The sequence below is a fragment of the Chrysiogenes arsenatis DSM 11915 genome, assembly GCF_000469585.1.
In the GTDB taxonomy this organism is placed as follows: domain Bacteria; phylum Chrysiogenota; class Chrysiogenetes; order Chrysiogenales; family Chrysiogenaceae; genus Chrysiogenes; species Chrysiogenes arsenatis.
Genome location: NZ_AWNK01000006.1, coordinates 115,532 through 131,014 on the forward strand (window position 1 = coordinate 115,532; position 15,483 = coordinate 131,014).

Genomic DNA, 15,483 nt, shown 5'->3' on the forward strand with positions numbered 1-15,483 from the left:
AGCGGAACATACTACTGTTCGTCAAGTATTTTCAGCACACCGCCGATTTCGCTGATCAATTTTTGCGGAGTTCCTGCGAATAATCCTGTTTTCTGTCGCATACTCTGCCCCGCTCTGGCATGCACGAGGGCGCCGCCGAGCGCTGCCTGAACAGGCGGAAGCCCTTGTGCTAGGAATCCGCCGATAATGCCACTCAGCACATCACCACTTCCCCCTTTTGCCAGCGCATTATTGGGTGTGTCGAGTAGCCAGCACTCTCCCGCGGGAGTAGCGATGGCCGTACGAGCCCCCTTCAGAAGCAGAACACAACGATGCGTGGTGGCAAAGCCGGCGACAAGGTCAAACTTATTGGCTTCAATTTCAGCCGAAGCTATCCCCGTCAGACGGCTGAATTCACCGGGATGCGGCGTAATAATAGTTGGGATTTGACTGGCCGCCAGTGCATCCAACAGATCGCCGCGTGTTGTTTCATCGCAATAAAGGGCGTCGGCATCGACAACCATCGGAATTTGACTGTTGCGCAATAGGTCGATTACCACGTTGAACGAACGCGGCTCGCGCCCCATGCCCGGACCAATCACGCAGGCATTGGCGTTGGATTGAGTCATCAGCTTGAGATTTTCCTGATGATGTGAAGAATCGAGCGGCATAACCATACTCTGGGGTACAAGCGTTTGCAGAATGGGGATAATTTCGGTTGGCGCCGCAATAGTTACCAGTCCCGCACCTGCCTCAAATGCGGCACTGGCGCTAAAAGCAATAGCACCGGCCTTTCCCATAGAACCGCCAATGCAGAGCAAATGCCCGAAACTCCCTTTATGCCCCTGCGCTTCGCGCTTCGGGACTGGTGGATGATCGCCCAACGACAGCAGGACGGGCAAATGGGCGGGCAAACACGTATCGCTGATTCCAATGGGAGCCACCAACAGTGCACCACACACACCTGCACCGGGAAGAAGAAAATGACCCTGCTTGGGAAACTCAAACGTTACCGTAAGATGCGCACAAAATGCGACACCCTGAATACGCCCAGTCGTGCCGCACACACCGCTGGGAATATCGACCGCCACACGGAAGGGAACTTTCTGCGCGCGAGTAATCACTTCCGCTGCCATCCCAGCTAACGAGCCTTTAAAGCCGGTACCAAAAAGAGCATCTATCACGGCATCCCATGCTGCAGGGTCAAAATGTGCCACGTCATGACAAGGGATAACAAGACGCTCTGTACATGCGGCCATAGTTTGACTGTCTGGAGTTTTCGGAAGGCCAAGGCGAAATATTTCTACCTGATAGCCCCGCAGATGAAGGTGACGCGCAATGACATAGCCATCGCCACCATTGTTGCCCGTACCGCAGAGGATGGCGATTTTCTTCGGGCAAGGTAAGTGGTTGACAATAGCATTCACCGTTGCAACACCAGCGTTTTCCATCAGCAACATGCTAGGAATACCCAGCGTTTCGATAGTGTACCGATCTGCATCGGCCATCTGTGCTGCCGAAAGGATATTCATACAGATTGCCCTGCATATTGTTTACGAAAGGCTTCCAGCGCACGATACCGGTGCGATATCCGATTTTTTATATCGTGCGGCAGAGCAGCAAACGTCTGCGCCTGCCCATCAGGAAGGAAAAGGGGATCATATCCAAAGCCGCCGCCACCGTCTGGAGCGTGCAAAATGGTGCCGTGACATTCACCCGTCGCCACCATTTCGCCCGCTTGATCGACAAACGCAATGGCACAAGCAAACCACGCATGACGATCTGGCACTCCACTAAGCGCTTTGAGCAACGTATCGTTATTGGCTTCGTCGCTCGCACCCACGCCACTATAGCGCGCCGAATAGACGCCAGGGGCGCCATCGAGTGCCGACACGCAAATACCACTGTCGTCAGCCAACGCTGGAATTCCGGTAGCGGCAAACGCGCTACGCGCCTTTTTCAGGGCGTTCGCTTCAAACGTGTCGCCATCTTCTTCCACTTCAGGAAGTTCGATGCCAAGTTGTTTCGGGGTTGCTATCGAAAAGCCAAGATCAGCAAGAATCGCCTGCAGTTCGATGAGTTTTTTCTGATTGTGGGAAGCGAGAATAACTTGCATGGGGAAATTCCTCTCTCTTTCAGCATTAACGATTTATCCTACCTCAAGTGCTTGTGAATGATAAAGAAAAAGTCACGCGATAATGGAACTTGTGATTTAGCCTCGTGTTACAGGATAAAGCTACCTATAGCGTAACTTGAGTGACATCGCCTAAGCAAAACACATTTCTATATTTTTGAAACAAAATATCGTATATTTGACCAGCAAGCAAACATTGTGTATAGTTCCCATCAAAACGTTCACGAAAGGTTTTTTATGGGACTGACAGAAACATCTGATCCGTCTACGGTTCACTTTTCTCCGCCTACATTGGCTGATGGCGCAGAAGTTTATCAACTCATCAAAGCCTCGCCTCCGCTCGATGTTAATTCACAATACTGCTACCACATCGTTTGCGAACACTTTGCGAAAACCAGCGTGGTGGCGCGTCTTGACGGCGCAATTGTCGGGTTTATCAGTGGCTATACGCTGCCACAACACGATGACATTCTGTTTATTTGGCAGGTCGCCGTCTCCACAAAAGCGCGGGGCAAACAGTTAGCATCGCGGATGTTGCAAGAAATCATCGCACGTCCACGCGCGGTGACGATCCGCTTTCTGCACACGACCATTAGTCCGTCGAACATTCCGTCGCAAAAGCTTTTTCTGGCATTCGCACGAAGCGCCAACGCGCCCATGCGCGAGCGGGAATTTTTGGATGCACGCGTTTTTGGCGAGGGGCATGAAAGCGAAATGCTCTACGAAATCGGCCCGATCCGGCACGTGAATAGTAAACCAATCAAATAACATCACAACCAATCAACAAGGAGTTTCACATGCGTATTTTTGAACAGATGGAGTCACAAGTCCGAGGCTATATCCGATCCTTTCCCGCCATATTTGATCGCGCGAAAGGGTCGTACCTCTATGACGAACAAGGCAACGAATACATCGATTTTTTTGCCGGAGCCGGTACTTTAAATTACGGACACAACAACGACCGCGTCAGCAACGCCCTGATTGAGTATATCCAGAAGGATGGCGTCGTCCATGGACTCGACATGGCAACATCGGCCAAAAAACGATTCCTGAACAAACTCCACGAAACCGTTTTTGCACCACGTAACCTCGAATATAAAGTGCAGTTTACCGGCCCTACCGGTACCAATTCCGTAGAATCGGCACTCAAACTCGCCCGCATGATAAAAAATCGTTCCAATATCGTCGCGTTCACCAACGGCTTTCACGGCCTGAGCATGGGATCGCTGGCCGTTACCGGCAATAACTTCTACCGAGACGAAGCACACATCAGCCGCAGTAATGTCAGCTTTATGCCGTACGACGGCTATTTCGGCCCCGATGTCAACACACTCGACTACCTGCGCAAGTTTCTGGAAGACGGCAGCAGCGGACTTGACCTTCCGGCAGCGATGATTGTCGAAACCATTCAGGCCGAAGGTGGTATTAACGTTGCCAGCGTCGAATGGCTGCAAGGGCTCCAGCAAATCTGCCATGAGTTCGACATTCTGCTGATCGTTGATGATATCCAAGTTGGCAATGGCCGCAGCGGCACCTTCTTTAGCTTTGAGCGGGCAGGAATTTTCCCTGACATGGTTACCCTTTCCAAGTCAATCGGTGGCGGCTTGCCGCTGGCACTGCTTTTGATGCGCCCAGAACTCGACCAATGGAAACCCGGCGAACACACCGGCACGTTCCGTGGCAATAACCTCGCGTTCGTTGCGTCTGTCGAAACGCTGGCGTATTGGGATAACAACGACCTGAGCGACGCCATTCAGTACAAAGAAGCGATCATTCGCGAAGAACTGGAAAAAATCGCCGCGAAATATCCCGACCTGAACGCTGCGGTACGCGGACTCGGCATGATTTACGGGCTGGAAATCCCAGAACTCGGCTTTGCCAAAGAAGTATCACGCATTGCCTTTACCAAAGGGCTGGTGATCGAACTTTCCGGCGCAAGCGATCAGGTGGTCAAGCTGCTACCACCACTGACCATTGACGAAACCACCTTGCGCAGTGGACTTGCCTTGATCGACGAAACCATTGGCGAGATCATCGCCACCAAGCAAGAGCGCCTGAGCGGGGAGTTTTAAGATGTTGATACGTCGACTGGAGGGAGCCGAAGGCAACGAGCGCGATGTTATAGCCGAAAACGGCCAGTGGCGCAGTCAGCGGCTGCTGCTCAAAGATGACCAGATGGGGTTTTCTTTCCACATCACCACGATCTATGCCGGCAAAGACAACTTTTTCCATTACAAAAATCACCTAGAATCCGTCTATTGCATCAGCGGCGAAGGGGAAATTGAAGAACTGGATAACGGCACCGTGCACCAAATCCGCCCCGGCACCGTATATGCGCTCGACAAACACGACCGCCACCGCCTGCGTGCGTTTAGCGAAATGACGATGGCCTGCGTTTTTAACCCACCCGTTTCGGGTCGTGAAGTGCACGGGCCGGACGGGGCGTATCCGGCGGATGTTGATTGACAAGCAATGTAACGTGAACAATAGGATAATGTTGAATAGCTTGAGAATTTGGCAATAGCGCATAAAGAAAGCTTTGCGTCTTAGGACGCCGTGATATATGTCATGGCGTCCTAAGTTCAAGGGGGACAGAATAAATTCGGGATGGACTATGGCAACAGGCAACCCTCGCACTCAAAGACATCACTTTGGGCCTTCGATGCACTGACGCTGTGAAGTACGCTGTTATCGCAGCATTGGCAGGCAGCGCTGAGATACCGTTTTACGAAATCTTTAATGACGGAAAACATTTCAAGCTTCGACGAAAACTTGTCGATACTGGTGAGATGTGCGCATACTTTCCGTATAATGCCCAAACATCAATAGAGTCTTTCGAAGATATAAACTAATCGCCGAATAGCATCAGACACTTCACAGATAACAGAAATATTCCCAGAAAGGCTTCACGTCGATGCCGTCTAGGTGATAATAACCCGCTCATCGACGGCAAATGGAAGCTTCAGCAGGCCATTCAATTCTCTTTTCTGGTTGTGTTCATTCAGTTCGTAACAGACCTGGATAGCAATGGTTCGATCCGCTTTGCGGGCGATAAAGTCGCATTCAACTTCTTTGTGGTAAAAATAGATTTCATAACCGTTTTTCTGGAGTTCGTTGCATATAAGGTTTTCGAGCAGTTTCCCATGATTTGCCGAAATGCTCTGGCCAAGGCTCAGGAACCCGTTGTCGCTCGCGTACAGTTTTTTTTGTTATTCTGTTGCTCTCTTAGCGAGTAGGCATAGAGCTTGAGTTCGCTAAAATTGATTTTTCTGCCTGAAACAGTCGGGGAAGTGGCGGCTAATCAATAGTTTTTTCGCTACAGTGTAATTCGCTCGCACTATACTCCATGAAAATGACGCTTTTCTCGCACTGTAATATGAGATAGACGGAATCTGGACGTTTGGATTTGATCTCCGTCAAGTTCTTTTTGGCGCACGCGTGGTAAGCAACCCGCATTCAGATGCTGGAGGTTTCCTACTGTGCGTTATTTTTTCCGCCTTTCGCGTTTTCTTCACAAATATATCGGTCTGTTTTTGCTGCTTTATTTTCTTGCTATGGGGGTCAGCGGCTTACTACTCGCCCATCCGCAACTCATCCGTACCCTGCATGTTCCATGGTCGTTCCTGCCTGACAATTACATTCCCGACAATTGGAATCGCATGTATGCCCGCACCGGAGCAGTGATTGACGATACCAGTGGTCGCGTGCTGCTGCTGGCGGGAAAAGCTGGCATTGAATACAGTCGTGACGGTGGACACACGTTTGATCCGCTTTCGCATGGTTTGCCTTCGTCATACTACGAACGCGATGTCACGGCACTGCATGTGGAGCACGAAGCCAGCGGATCACCGGTCTTATATGCCGCAACACGTGGTGGACTGTTCCGCATGGAGTGGCACGAGCGAGTATGGCAGCAGGTGACGCTGCCAAATCATGGCACAGACCCCGTAGTGGATCTGATTCGCACACCACAACACCTGATAGCGGTTACGCCATACGCACTCTTTCGGAGCGAGGCAGGTGCGGATCATTTTACGCCAGTAGCATTTGATATTCTGACGCCGGAGCCGCGCCAAGTAGCATGGTTTCGCATTCTACATGACATACATAACGGCGCGATATTCGGGTTTGTCGGAAAACGTGTTGTCGATATCCTCGGTATTTCCCTGATTTTTTTCTGCATTACTGGCGCGCTGCTGTGGTATGTGCCATGGCATAATCGTCAGTTTACCAATAAGCGGATTCAGCCGGCGGGTGGTTTTGTTTTCAGTTGGCGCTACCATCTGAAAATTGGCATCTGGGTTGGTGCCTTCATGGCGATTTCCGCGCTCAGTGGCGCCTTGCTACGTCCGCCACTCTTGATTGCGGTAGCTCCGTATTCCGTGTCACAAGAAAACCCTTGGCTGGCATTTTCCGAGCGTGGCAGCGGCTTTGGTGGCAAAATGCAGCGTGGTATCTACAGTTCGGCGAACAATTCGATTATCGTGGCGACAGAGGGGGGATTTTTTGAAGCCCCAGCGCACCTGAATGCTCCGTTCATTCCACTGCATATTCCCGTCATGGTTCACGGGATGGGTACAACCGTTTTGCGCGAAGTCGAAGATGGCGGCATTTTGATTGGTTCATTTTCCGGCCTCTTCCTGTGGCACCCCCAGCAAGACGCGGTATGGCGTCTGCCACGTCCGGGATTACAGGGAACAAATCCGTTCATGAGCAATGATTTGGTGAGCGGCATTGTGATGCTCGGCGCCTATCCATATTGGCGTATTGACTATCACGATGGCCTACTACCACTCCTGCCTGATCGCCCAGCGCATGCGGCAACGATGCCAGCAAGAGTCATCGAACAAAGTCCGATGTCGCTCTGGCACTACTTGTTTGAGTTTCACAATGGAAGAATTTTTGAAAAGTGGCTTGGCAACGGGTACATGCTCATCGTACCATTGGGTGGTTTATTGTTGATGATTCTGTGCCTCACGGGGATTTTTGACTGGTGCTACCGTAAGGTAAAGCGCAAATCCCATACCGTCACATAATACCCAACGAACGATACCAACCAAAGAGGTTTGCATGCGTCAAGGACGAACACCACAGGAATTACGCCCCATCACCATTCAGCGCCAGTTTACAAAATATGCCGAAGGGAGCGTCCTGTTTTCCAGTGGTGACACGGTCGTACTCTGCAATGCGACCATAGAAGAGCGAGTCCCTCGATTTTTGCAGGGAAAAAACCAAGGCTGGATAACTGCCGAATACTCGATGCTGCCACGCGCCACGGGGCAACGGACGAAGCGCGAAGCGCGCAGCGGCTCGCAAAGCGGACGCACGCAGGAGATTCAGCGCCTTATTGGGCGGAGCCTACGCAGTGTGGTTGACCTAAAAGCCATGCCGAACATTACGATTACGCTCGATTGTGACGTTTTACAAGCCGATGGCGGCACCCGTTGTGCGGCGATTAACGGCGCGTGCGTGGCTCTTGCCGACGCGATCGATATTCTTTTAGAACGCCAGAAAATCACCACGTCGCCACTGTGCGATACGGTTGGCGCAATCAGTGCCGGAATTTATCAGGACTGGCCGATTCTGGATCTTGATTACCTTGAAGATAGCACCGCCATGGTTGATATGAATTTTGTCATGACCGGCCGCGGATTGCTGGTCGAAGTACAGGGAACGGCGGAAGAAAAGCCTTTCTCGAAAGACGATATGGACACGATGTACCAGCTCGGAAGCGATGGTATCGCGCAAATTAGTGCGCTGCAGTATCACCATTTACCACAACGGGTACAAGAAGCACTCCGCCACCACGCATAGGATTATTCTCTCCCGGGCTACGCTCGGGAGTTTTTTTTTTATTTCGCACGTGATACTATGCGCCTCTATCCCACTGAAGGGAAATCCAGCACCCGGGAATCGTTATGGCAAAATCGGATGTTCTCTTTTACCGGAAAGGGACTATCGTCTTTGAAGAAGGCGATAATTCGCGCGATGTCTTTGTCATCAAAAGTGGCCGCTTCGAAGTTTTCAAAAAAGTTGGCGGCAAAGTCATTACGATTGCTATCGTTGAACCTGGGGCAATTATTGGCGAAATGGCGTTTATTGACAACAAGCCCCGCAGTGCTGGCATCCGCGCCTACGAAGATGGCTACCTGATTCGCATCAGCGAAGATCAACTTCGCCGCGAAATCGGCAGCATGCCCAAGTGGCTGGGATCGTTGTTCAAAGTCCTTTCCTCACGCGTTCGCTCCACTTCCGAAGAACTCGCTAAACTCAGCTACAACAACTGGGTTACGATGGCCAACACGCTGGAACAAGATTTCCCGAAAAACCCAACCTTCCGCTTTACCGATTACGAAGGCGACAAAGTGTACATTCACTGCGATGCCACGGGGATCGATGTCGAAGACAGTATCGACCTGAAAGGGATTGTTTCCACCTACTTGACAGTTGGCCGGAAAAAGTTTTTTATCGACCTCAGCTCTCTTCTGAGTTTTGAAATGTTCAGCGTTGGTGTTATTTATTCGATTGTGATTGCTATTCAGCAATGCGGTGGCGAAGTCACGCTTTCCATCCGCTCCGGCCTTTTCAACCGGTTCATTGACGTATACGATACGACAGATCTCGATAAAGCCTGCCTCTACAGTGAAAACGAAAACGAAGCACTGCAAAAATATCTTGGCGATATCATGGGTCTGAACGAACGGTTCCGCACGACAAAAGTTTGCGGCTATTGCGCCTACGAGAATGACACCAAATCGCGCTACTGCATATCGTGTGGAGCGAGCTTTGTTGGCTATACCGTCGATAAACTCTTTTCAAAAATTAAAGGTCGCGTGAAAGTCACCCGCGAACAACCACTGATTCCACTGATTTCCCCATCGCAGGTCACGCTCTACCCTTTGTGTATCGAAGGGATGGCATCGCGCGTAAAAGGGTTGGTAATGAAAATCGCCCCCGACCATATTGAAATTGTGGCCAAGAATCCTGTCCCCAAAGACCAACTCTACGGGCTTGACTTCCAGTTGAGCGACCGCGCCATGAAGCTCATCGGGCTTTTAGTGAAAATCGAAGCACCCCAAGGGCAGCGCAATATGGTGCTCCGCTTTGATCTGGTAAAGGCCAATAAAAACGAGCTTGATGTAATCGCCGCTATCGTGACAAAGGCGCGCTCTTGACCCCTCCCCCCACGTTTCCCGGAGGAAGTGAAACACCGCCGGGTTACCGCGAAATTCTTTTTTTCTCCATCCCACTGCTGTTTACGACTCAATTTATGAGCATCAGTCATACCATCGTGCACGCTTTTTTAGCGCGCATGGACGAGGCAATTGTGATCCTTGCCGGCTATGGCATGGGGATGGCACTGTACCTTTTTATTGGTTCGCTCAGTTACTCGAACAATACCATTGCCTCGCGCACCGTGCGTGGGCGGCAGAGTTTTTTAACCGTCATGCAGTTTTCTCTGACGATTTCCGCACTGGTAGCAAGCCTGATTCTTGTAGTGCTTTTCAGTGGCTTGAGCGAATGGATCTTTTCCCGCTGGTTTCATGCCTCACCGCTCGTCGTGCAATACGCCAACGAAACGCTCCTCTATGTTTTGCCGTTGGCGCTGGTGACATCAACCCGAGGCATCTTCCAGGGAATCCTTGCGCAAGCGCGACAAACACCAATCATCACAACAGGCGTTGTCGTCCGTATTAGCGCGATGTTTCTCTTACTGCCGATTTTTTTTGGCTGGGGGCAAGGGTCATGGGTCGGCGCATTGGCCGTTACGGGGAGCGTCACCATCGAAACACTCTATGTACTTTTCATGGCGCGCCGTCCGCTATCGCGCATCTGGAATGAACACAACGAGACAAACCCCATGCCATTCTGGAAACTTGTCCGCTTTTCGATGCCGCTGATCTTTTCGATGAACGTCAGCCATCTGAACACCCTTTTGGTCACCGGCATTGTGTCACGCCTCTCTCCCACCGGTGAAGGGCTTGCCGGATTTACCGTTGTGCGTGGTTTTTTATTCCTGTTTTACGGCCCGTTTATCAACATGCAGCAAACCGTGGTAACGCTGGCAAACGGCGTCGAAGCGTTCCGGCGCATCGTGAAAAGTGCCGGATTCTTGTTCGCCATTTTTTCAGCCTTGTTACTCGGAATACAGTTTTTGTTTTACGAAACGGTTTTGGTCGGCTGGATGGGGCTTGATCTGATACTCGTTGACACCATCGCTCCCGCCATGGCGCTCATGGTGTTCTTCGGCATATTCTATGCGTCCAATCATCTGATGAAAGGGCTTTCAACGCGACAACTCAGTACGCGCAATGTCGGTGTTTCGAGTATCACAAAGTTGATGGCTGTACTGCTGGCAGGCGCTCTCACCCTTTGGTTCGGGGATATCAGCAATGGCGCACTGGCCGGGGTGGTCATCTTAATTATTGCCGAACTGACGGAGTTTTGCGTACTGCTCTACTCACAACGCAAACGGGGAACGTTGGGCATAACGTAAAATATCGTTTACCACCAGTTATACCTCATCAAATGCCAGTTGACACTCAGGACACTGTAGAAGCGCCTGCAGCGTCGGGTTCATTGAACCTTGCAAATAAATTTCCCGATACTTGCGTGCTTGCTTCAGGCCAAATTCCAGATAGCTACAGGTATGTTCGCGCATTTCCTTGAGCATTTGCGCCGAGGGGCAGAGATCGGGCTGCGTGAGTTTGCCAAATTGCGCGGCCACCGCACTACTGTGGCACACCGTCCCCGCTGCGGCATCAAGCAGTGCGGCCACTTGCATCATATCATTCAGGAGTGCCGTGCCAATTTCTGCCAAAGGTAGCGGCGCCCCACCGTGCGTCACGGTAAAGCCCGGCATGCGCCCTTCATGGGCAACACGGTACTGGTTTTGATCTATCTCCTGCATCGCTTCAGTGCTTAAATACGGACTTTCCTGCAGCAGACATGTGACCAGCATCGTGTGCATGAAATACAGGCGATGGTAGTCGACACCGCACGGATTAAAGGGATCAAGATCGGATGCGCGCACTTCGATATACGCGACACCACGCTTTTCCAGCGCATCCAACGAGCTTTCTTCGCCGTGCGGCGTCCGCTTTACGCGAATCGGCGCGTAGTATTCGTTTTCAATTTGCAGTTGATTGACGCTGAGTTGATGCGGCTCGCCATTCTGCGACAAACCAAAGGCTGCATACGGCGGATGCGGCGTCGCAATGGCGCGCCGTAAGTCGGCAATATACTGCTCCAGCGAATTAAAGCTGATCGACAGCTCGGCTCCTTCGGCATTCGAGTAACCCAGACGGCTCATCCGCAGCGAAGTGGCATACGGCTGATAATAGGTTTCACCATCAAACAGTTCCATCTGTTGCAGCGCTTTCGGAGTGTAGGAAGCGTCAACCGCCGCCGATGCACCAAAAAGGTAGATCACCAGCCAACGATAGCGCAAAAAGTTCCGTGCCAGTGCGAAGTAGTGACGGTTGATAAATGCTGGTAACGGTTCACGGCTCTGCGTGTATTGATGCAGTAATGGCCACAGTGCTTCACAAAACGAAAAATTGTAGTGGACACCGCATACCATCTGAATCGCCTTGCCATAGCGCAGCGCCAAACCACGTCGGTAGATTTCCTTGCTTTTGGCCGAGGGCGTATCGCCGTAGCGCGCTATCGGAATAGCGGCTTCGTCTGGCAAACGTGGCGGCATACTGGCCGTCCACAACAGCTCATCTCCCGCTGCCGTCACGGCAAAAGCGTGAATTTCCTGAAGAAATTCGTACGCGGCACGCGGGGTATCGAATGGCGGCGTGATAAATTCGGGCTGGCTTTCCGAAAAATCGGTCGTAATGTACGGGCAATGGAGTGGACTGCCAAGACCAACAGGGTGTGGCGTCAGGGCAAGTGCACCGTTTTGCGTGATGCGCAACGCCTCTTTTTCCAACCCGTGCTTTCCGAGCCCAAGGTGTTTCGCAAGATCATTCGGCAGGGTTTCGGGGTGGAATCGCCACGGTTGCCGCATAGACTAGGCTTTTTGCTGAAGCGCGGGCAACAGTTTCCCCGTTTTGTGCAGCGCGTCGATATCGCTGAATCCGCCCAGACAGGTGTCGCCAGCAAAAATCTGTGGCACGGTATTCAAACCGGAGCGCATTTTAACTGCGCGATAGGTTTCTTCGTCATGGGTCACGTCGATATCGGTAAACGGGACACCAAGATCCTTCAGAAGCGCTTTGGCTTTATGGCAATAGGGGCAGTAATCTTTGGTGTAGGTGGTGATTTTTTTCCATTGCATGAGAAGCTCCTTTATCGTCTTCGGTAATTGAGTGCTTGCAAAAGTGCAGCACGGTCAATCTGCGGTATTGGTCGCATATCGCTGAGGGTTCGCGCCACGCGCACAATGCGGTCAATGGCACGCCGCGAGAGGGCATATTGCGTGGTCGCACGGCGCAGCAACTCGTCTAGTTCGGGTGCAAGAGCGCACTGTTCGCGCATCGCTTCACCGCTCAGTTTTCCATTCAAACACCCTTGACGCTCCAGTTGGACGGCGCGGCATCGCGCAACCTGCTCCGCTAGTTCCGCAGAAGTGGGGTTGGTCGCTTGCGTGCTCTCTTTGCGCAGCGATAGATGCAGGTCTATCCGATCGAGCAGTGGCTCGCTCAGTTTCGCCTGATAGCGAATCCGGTCATATTCTTTGCAGGTACACTGCAAATCGTCAGCTCCAGTTTTGCCACACGGGCAAAGGTTCATGGTGCCTACAAGCAAAATTTCCGCCGGATAGCACTGTTTGGACGATGAGCGCGAGATATGAATCGTCCCTGTTTCGAGCGGTTGTCGCAAGGCATCGAGTGCGGCGCGATTAAATTCAGGCATTTCGTCGAGCAGCAAAATAGAGTGATGTGCCAAGCTGATTTCTCCCGGCCCATGACTCCCTCCAATCAATGCCACTAGACTCGCCGACGAATGCGGCGCCCGCAGTTTGCGACTGCGCTGCTGATAGGGAAATCCAGCGGCGCTGTGAATCTTTAATACTGCCATATAGTCGTCGGTGTCAAGCGGCGGAAGTATTCCTGTCAACGCTTGAGCAATCATGCTTTTGCCAATGCCCGGCGGGCCGCTCAAAAGAAGGTTATGGTGGCCGCAGGCTGCAATCAGAGCGCCCTGCACGCCGTGGCTTTGCCCGATGATATGCGCGAAATCGGTAGTGCTCTCGGAATCGCCATAAGGCACGTCGGGCGGCGTGAATGGTTCGACGCGAATTTCGCCATTCAAAACGCGAATCGCTTCACCAAGGGTCGCAACGGGGATCAGTTCGAGTCCAACATTGCCAAAGCAAATCAACTCACAACAGTCTTGCGGAATAAGCACTTTCGTGAAGCCAAGCTCATAGCAGGCAATCAGCAAACCGTTTATCCACGTACCGCCGTGCAAGGTACCGTCTAAACCCAGCTCGCCGACCAACGTCGTCCCTTCAACAATCGGCGGCACTGCCCCAAGATGGCTGAGGAGCGCGATGGCAAGTGGTAAATCGAAGTGAGTTCCCTTTTTACGAATGTCGGCAGGTGCCAGATTGATAGTTATTTTGCGTGGCGGAACTTTATGTCCTACTGCCCTGATAGCCGACTCCACCCGTTCGCGGCTCTCTTTCAGGCCAGTATCGGGAAGGCCGGTAATGATGAGCGAAGGGAGCATCCCCTGTGAGCTTGACACCTGAATAGTGATGCGGGTGGAATGGATACCGTCCAGCATGACGGTCGGCAGATTGACTATCAAATTTCCCTCGCTTTGGTAACATTCGCCTGTTTTAGGTTTTTAATGATACCATACTATTGCAACAGGAAAAATAGCGGATGTCATTATCCATTACTTTCTGCGAGGATGGTTGCAACGAACCAACAACTCGACCGAACAAACACAGGAGGCGACGGCATGGCGCAACTCTACGACTACGATCTGATTATTCTTGGCAGCGGGCCAGCCGGTTTAAACGCCGCACTTCAGGGGGTAGAGCTCGGCAAACGGGTAGCGCTTGTCGAAGAGCATGGTTTTGAAGGGGGCAATTATCTGCACAATGGAACAATCCCCAGTAAAACACTCCGCGAAGCCGTGCTCAAACTAACGGGACTTTCCAGTGTCCTCAGCTCACGAGCCTCGCTCCTACAATCCGGCGAATGCGAGATCGACACTCACAGCCTTGATCATTGCTCACACGTCACCTTTGCTGACTTAGAACGGGAAACGCGCGCCGTCATTGCCTACGAACTTTCCACCGTCAGGAAGACTCTGCAACGGCATAATGTCGCAATTATCAGCGGCAAGGGGAGTATTCAGGGCGCCCATTCGGTACAAGTGCGTTACGAAGGAAAACTTTCGGTGTGCAGCGGTGAACATATTGTCATCGCCACCGGCTCGGTGCCACGTCGTCCTGCCGATGTACCAATCGACAATGAAATTATTTTTGATAGCACCGGCCTACTTGCCGCCGGGCGCATCCCGCGCACTATGATTGTGGTTGGCGGTGGCGTCATTGGTACCGAATACGCAAGTATTTTTGCTCACCTCGGGACACAAGTAACACTCCTTGATAGTGGCCAACGTCCGCTGCGATTCTTGGACGAAGAGATTGGCGATCACTTGCTCGACTCACTCGGACGCCGTGGCCTGCGTTTTGTGCCGAATCAAGCTATCGTACGCATCTATCGCGACGAGCATGATGGCGTGGTTGAAACAACGGATGGAACATTTCGCGCTGACCTCGTGCTCTACGCCCTTGGTCGCCTTGCCAACACCACGGGGCTTGGGTTGGCCGAAGCAGGCATTGCACTGGATAAATATGGCTATATTGCGGTCAATAGCTTGTACCAAACGGCCATCCCCAGTATTTACGCTATTGGCGACGTGATTGGCTGGCCAAGCTTGGCATCTACCAGCGCCCTCCAAGGGCGGAAAGTCGTCGCGCAAATCTACCGCGCATCATCGTGCCATTTCCCAGAAACATTCCCCTTTGGTGTCTATACCATCCCAGAAATTAGTATGGTCGGACGCACCGCCGCTGAGTGTCGCGCGCTTGGTTTTGCGATTCAGGAAGGGAAGGCACACTACCACGAATTGCCACGGGGAATTATTTCGAGTGATATCGAAGGGATGCTCAAACTGGTAACGCATCGTGATACCGGTGAAATCCTCGGGGTGCATATCATCGGAACGTCGGCGACGGAACTCATTCATACAGGGTATGTTGCCATGATGCACGCTGATAAAGCTAGCCTATTTCGGACGCTCGTTTTTAACACGCCAACCTTCAGCGAGGCCTATCGCGTAGCCGCACTTTCGCTGCTCGCAAAAGAAGAATGAAATAATCGGTTGACATTATGCGA

The 15,483-nt window shown here is 51.9% G+C and carries 14 protein-coding genes; 8 read left to right on the forward strand and 6 right to left on the reverse strand.

What is annotated here, in order from left to right; all coding sequences use genetic code 11:
* Nucleotides 1-11 precede the first annotated feature (11 nt).
* Together P304_RS14035 and rdgB are read right to left on the reverse strand one after the other, a co-directional pair.
* A complete protein-coding gene (locus P304_RS14035) occupies nt 12-1,511 on the reverse strand; it encodes a bifunctional ADP-dependent NAD(P)H-hydrate dehydratase/NAD(P)H-hydrate epimerase (protein WP_051321407.1) in 1,500 nt (499 codons plus the stop codon).
* Nucleotides 1,508-2,095 carry an RdgB/HAM1 family non-canonical purine NTP pyrophosphatase gene (gene rdgB, locus P304_RS0104500; RefSeq protein ID WP_027389567.1) on the reverse strand — a complete coding sequence of 196 codons (588 nt, stop codon included), beginning with the start codon at nt 2,093-2,095 and terminating at the stop codon, nt 1,508-1,510. The genes P304_RS14035 and rdgB overlap by 4 nt, the downstream gene beginning before the upstream one ends.
* A gap of 255 nt (nt 2,096-2,350) precedes the next feature.
* Here rdgB and ectA point away from each other — a divergent pair, with 255 nt between their 5' ends.
* The 3 genes from ectA to P304_RS0104515 are packed head-to-tail and all read left to right on the forward strand — an operon-like array spanning nt 2,351 to nt 4,579.
* Entirely contained in the window at nt 2,351-2,881 is a 531-nt protein-coding gene (gene ectA / locus P304_RS0104505; protein ID WP_027389568.1) for a diaminobutyrate acetyltransferase, read from the forward strand.
* 29 nt (nt 2,882-2,910) lie between these two features.
* A complete protein-coding gene (gene ectB, locus P304_RS0104510) occupies nt 2,911-4,185 on the forward strand; it encodes a diaminobutyrate--2-oxoglutarate transaminase (RefSeq protein WP_027389569.1) in 1,275 nt (424 codons plus the stop codon).
* Between the two features lies 1 nt (nt 4,186).
* A complete protein-coding gene (locus tag P304_RS0104515; protein WP_027389570.1) occupies nt 4,187-4,579 on the forward strand; it encodes an ectoine synthase in 393 nt (130 codons plus the stop codon).
* Between the two features lie 455 nt (nt 4,580-5,034).
* Here the strand turns inward: P304_RS0104515 and P304_RS17570 are convergent, their stop codons facing one another.
* On the reverse strand, nt 5,035-5,313 hold the full coding sequence (locus P304_RS17570) for a DUF4143 domain-containing protein (protein ID WP_201766922.1): 279 nt from the start codon (nt 5,311-5,313) through the stop codon (nt 5,035-5,037).
* Between the two features lie 279 nt (nt 5,314-5,592).
* Here P304_RS17570 and P304_RS0104525 point away from each other — a divergent pair, with 279 nt between their 5' ends.
* The 4 genes from P304_RS0104525 to P304_RS0104540 all read left to right on the forward strand — a co-directional run bounded on the left by P304_RS0104525 (nt 5,593) and on the right by P304_RS0104540 (nt 10,610).
* Nucleotides 5,593-7,149, forward strand: a complete 1,557-nt coding sequence (locus tag P304_RS0104525; RefSeq protein WP_027389572.1) for a PepSY-associated TM helix domain-containing protein — start codon at nt 5,593-5,595, stop codon at nt 7,147-7,149.
* 34 nt (nt 7,150-7,183) lie between these two features.
* A complete protein-coding gene (gene rph, locus P304_RS0104530) occupies nt 7,184-7,927 on the forward strand; it encodes a ribonuclease PH (RefSeq protein ID WP_027389573.1) in 744 nt (247 codons plus the stop codon).
* Between the two features lie 104 nt (nt 7,928-8,031).
* Nucleotides 8,032-9,288, forward strand: coding sequence for a Crp/Fnr family transcriptional regulator (locus tag P304_RS0104535; protein WP_027389574.1), 1,257 nt, complete (start codon nt 8,032-8,034; stop codon nt 9,286-9,288).
* A 95-nt stretch (nt 9,289-9,383) separates the two neighbouring features.
* Complete coding sequence (locus tag P304_RS0104540; RefSeq protein WP_152514489.1) at nt 9,384-10,610, forward strand: hypothetical protein; 1,227 nt, start codon at nt 9,384-9,386, stop codon at nt 10,608-10,610.
* Between the two features lie 18 nt (nt 10,611-10,628).
* Here P304_RS0104540 and gshA read toward each other — a convergent pair whose 3' ends face one another.
* The 3 genes from gshA to P304_RS0104555 are packed head-to-tail and all read right to left on the reverse strand — an operon-like array spanning nt 10,629 to nt 13,879.
* Nucleotides 10,629-12,131, reverse strand: coding sequence for a glutamate--cysteine ligase (gene gshA / locus P304_RS14040; protein ID WP_051321408.1), 1,503 nt, complete (start codon nt 12,129-12,131; stop codon nt 10,629-10,631).
* A gap of 3 nt (nt 12,132-12,134) precedes the next feature.
* Complete coding sequence (locus P304_RS0104550; protein WP_027389576.1) at nt 12,135-12,401, reverse strand: glutaredoxin domain-containing protein; 267 nt, start codon at nt 12,399-12,401, stop codon at nt 12,135-12,137.
* 11 nt (nt 12,402-12,412) lie between these two features.
* Nucleotides 12,413-13,879 carry a YifB family Mg chelatase-like AAA ATPase gene (locus tag P304_RS0104555; protein ID WP_027389577.1) on the reverse strand — a complete coding sequence of 489 codons (1,467 nt, stop codon included), beginning with the start codon at nt 13,877-13,879 and terminating at the stop codon, nt 12,413-12,415.
* A gap of 156 nt (nt 13,880-14,035) precedes the next feature.
* Here P304_RS0104555 and P304_RS0104560 point away from each other — a divergent pair, with 156 nt between their 5' ends.
* A complete protein-coding gene (locus P304_RS0104560; RefSeq protein ID WP_027389578.1) occupies nt 14,036-15,460 on the forward strand; it encodes an FAD-dependent oxidoreductase in 1,425 nt (474 codons plus the stop codon).
* Nucleotides 15,461-15,483: the final 23 nt, after the last annotated feature.

What these genes read in the sequence shown, in the direction of transcription:
- P304_RS14035 (WP_051321407.1), bottom strand. Translation starts at nt 1,511, where the DNA reads ATGAATATCCTTTCGGCAGCACAGATGGCCGATGCAGATCGGTACACT.
- rdgB (WP_027389567.1), bottom strand. Translation starts at nt 2,095, where the DNA reads ATGCAAGTTATTCTCGCTTCCCACAATCAGAAAAAACTCATCGAACTG.
- P304_RS0104515 (WP_027389570.1), top strand. Translation starts at nt 4,187, where the DNA reads ATGTTGATACGTCGACTGGAGGGAGCCGAAGGCAACGAGCGCGATGTT.
- ectB (WP_027389569.1), top strand. Translation starts at nt 2,911, where the DNA reads ATGCGTATTTTTGAACAGATGGAGTCACAAGTCCGAGGCTATATCCGA.
- P304_RS0104560 (WP_027389578.1), top strand. Translation starts at nt 14,036, where the DNA reads ATGGCGCAACTCTACGACTACGATCTGATTATTCTTGGCAGCGGGCCA.
- P304_RS0104550 (WP_027389576.1), bottom strand. Translation starts at nt 12,401, where the DNA reads ATGCAATGGAAAAAAATCACCACCTACACCAAAGATTACTGCCCCTAT.
- P304_RS0104535 (WP_027389574.1), top strand. Translation starts at nt 8,032, where the DNA reads ATGGCAAAATCGGATGTTCTCTTTTACCGGAAAGGGACTATCGTCTTT.
- rph (WP_027389573.1), top strand. Translation starts at nt 7,184, where the DNA reads ATGCGTCAAGGACGAACACCACAGGAATTACGCCCCATCACCATTCAG.
- gshA (WP_051321408.1), bottom strand. Translation starts at nt 12,131, where the DNA reads ATGCGGCAACCGTGGCGATTCCACCCCGAAACCCTGCCGAATGATCTT.
- ectA (WP_027389568.1), top strand. Translation starts at nt 2,351, where the DNA reads ATGGGACTGACAGAAACATCTGATCCGTCTACGGTTCACTTTTCTCCG.
- P304_RS0104540 (WP_152514489.1), top strand. Translation starts at nt 9,384, where the DNA reads ATGAGCATCAGTCATACCATCGTGCACGCTTTTTTAGCGCGCATGGAC.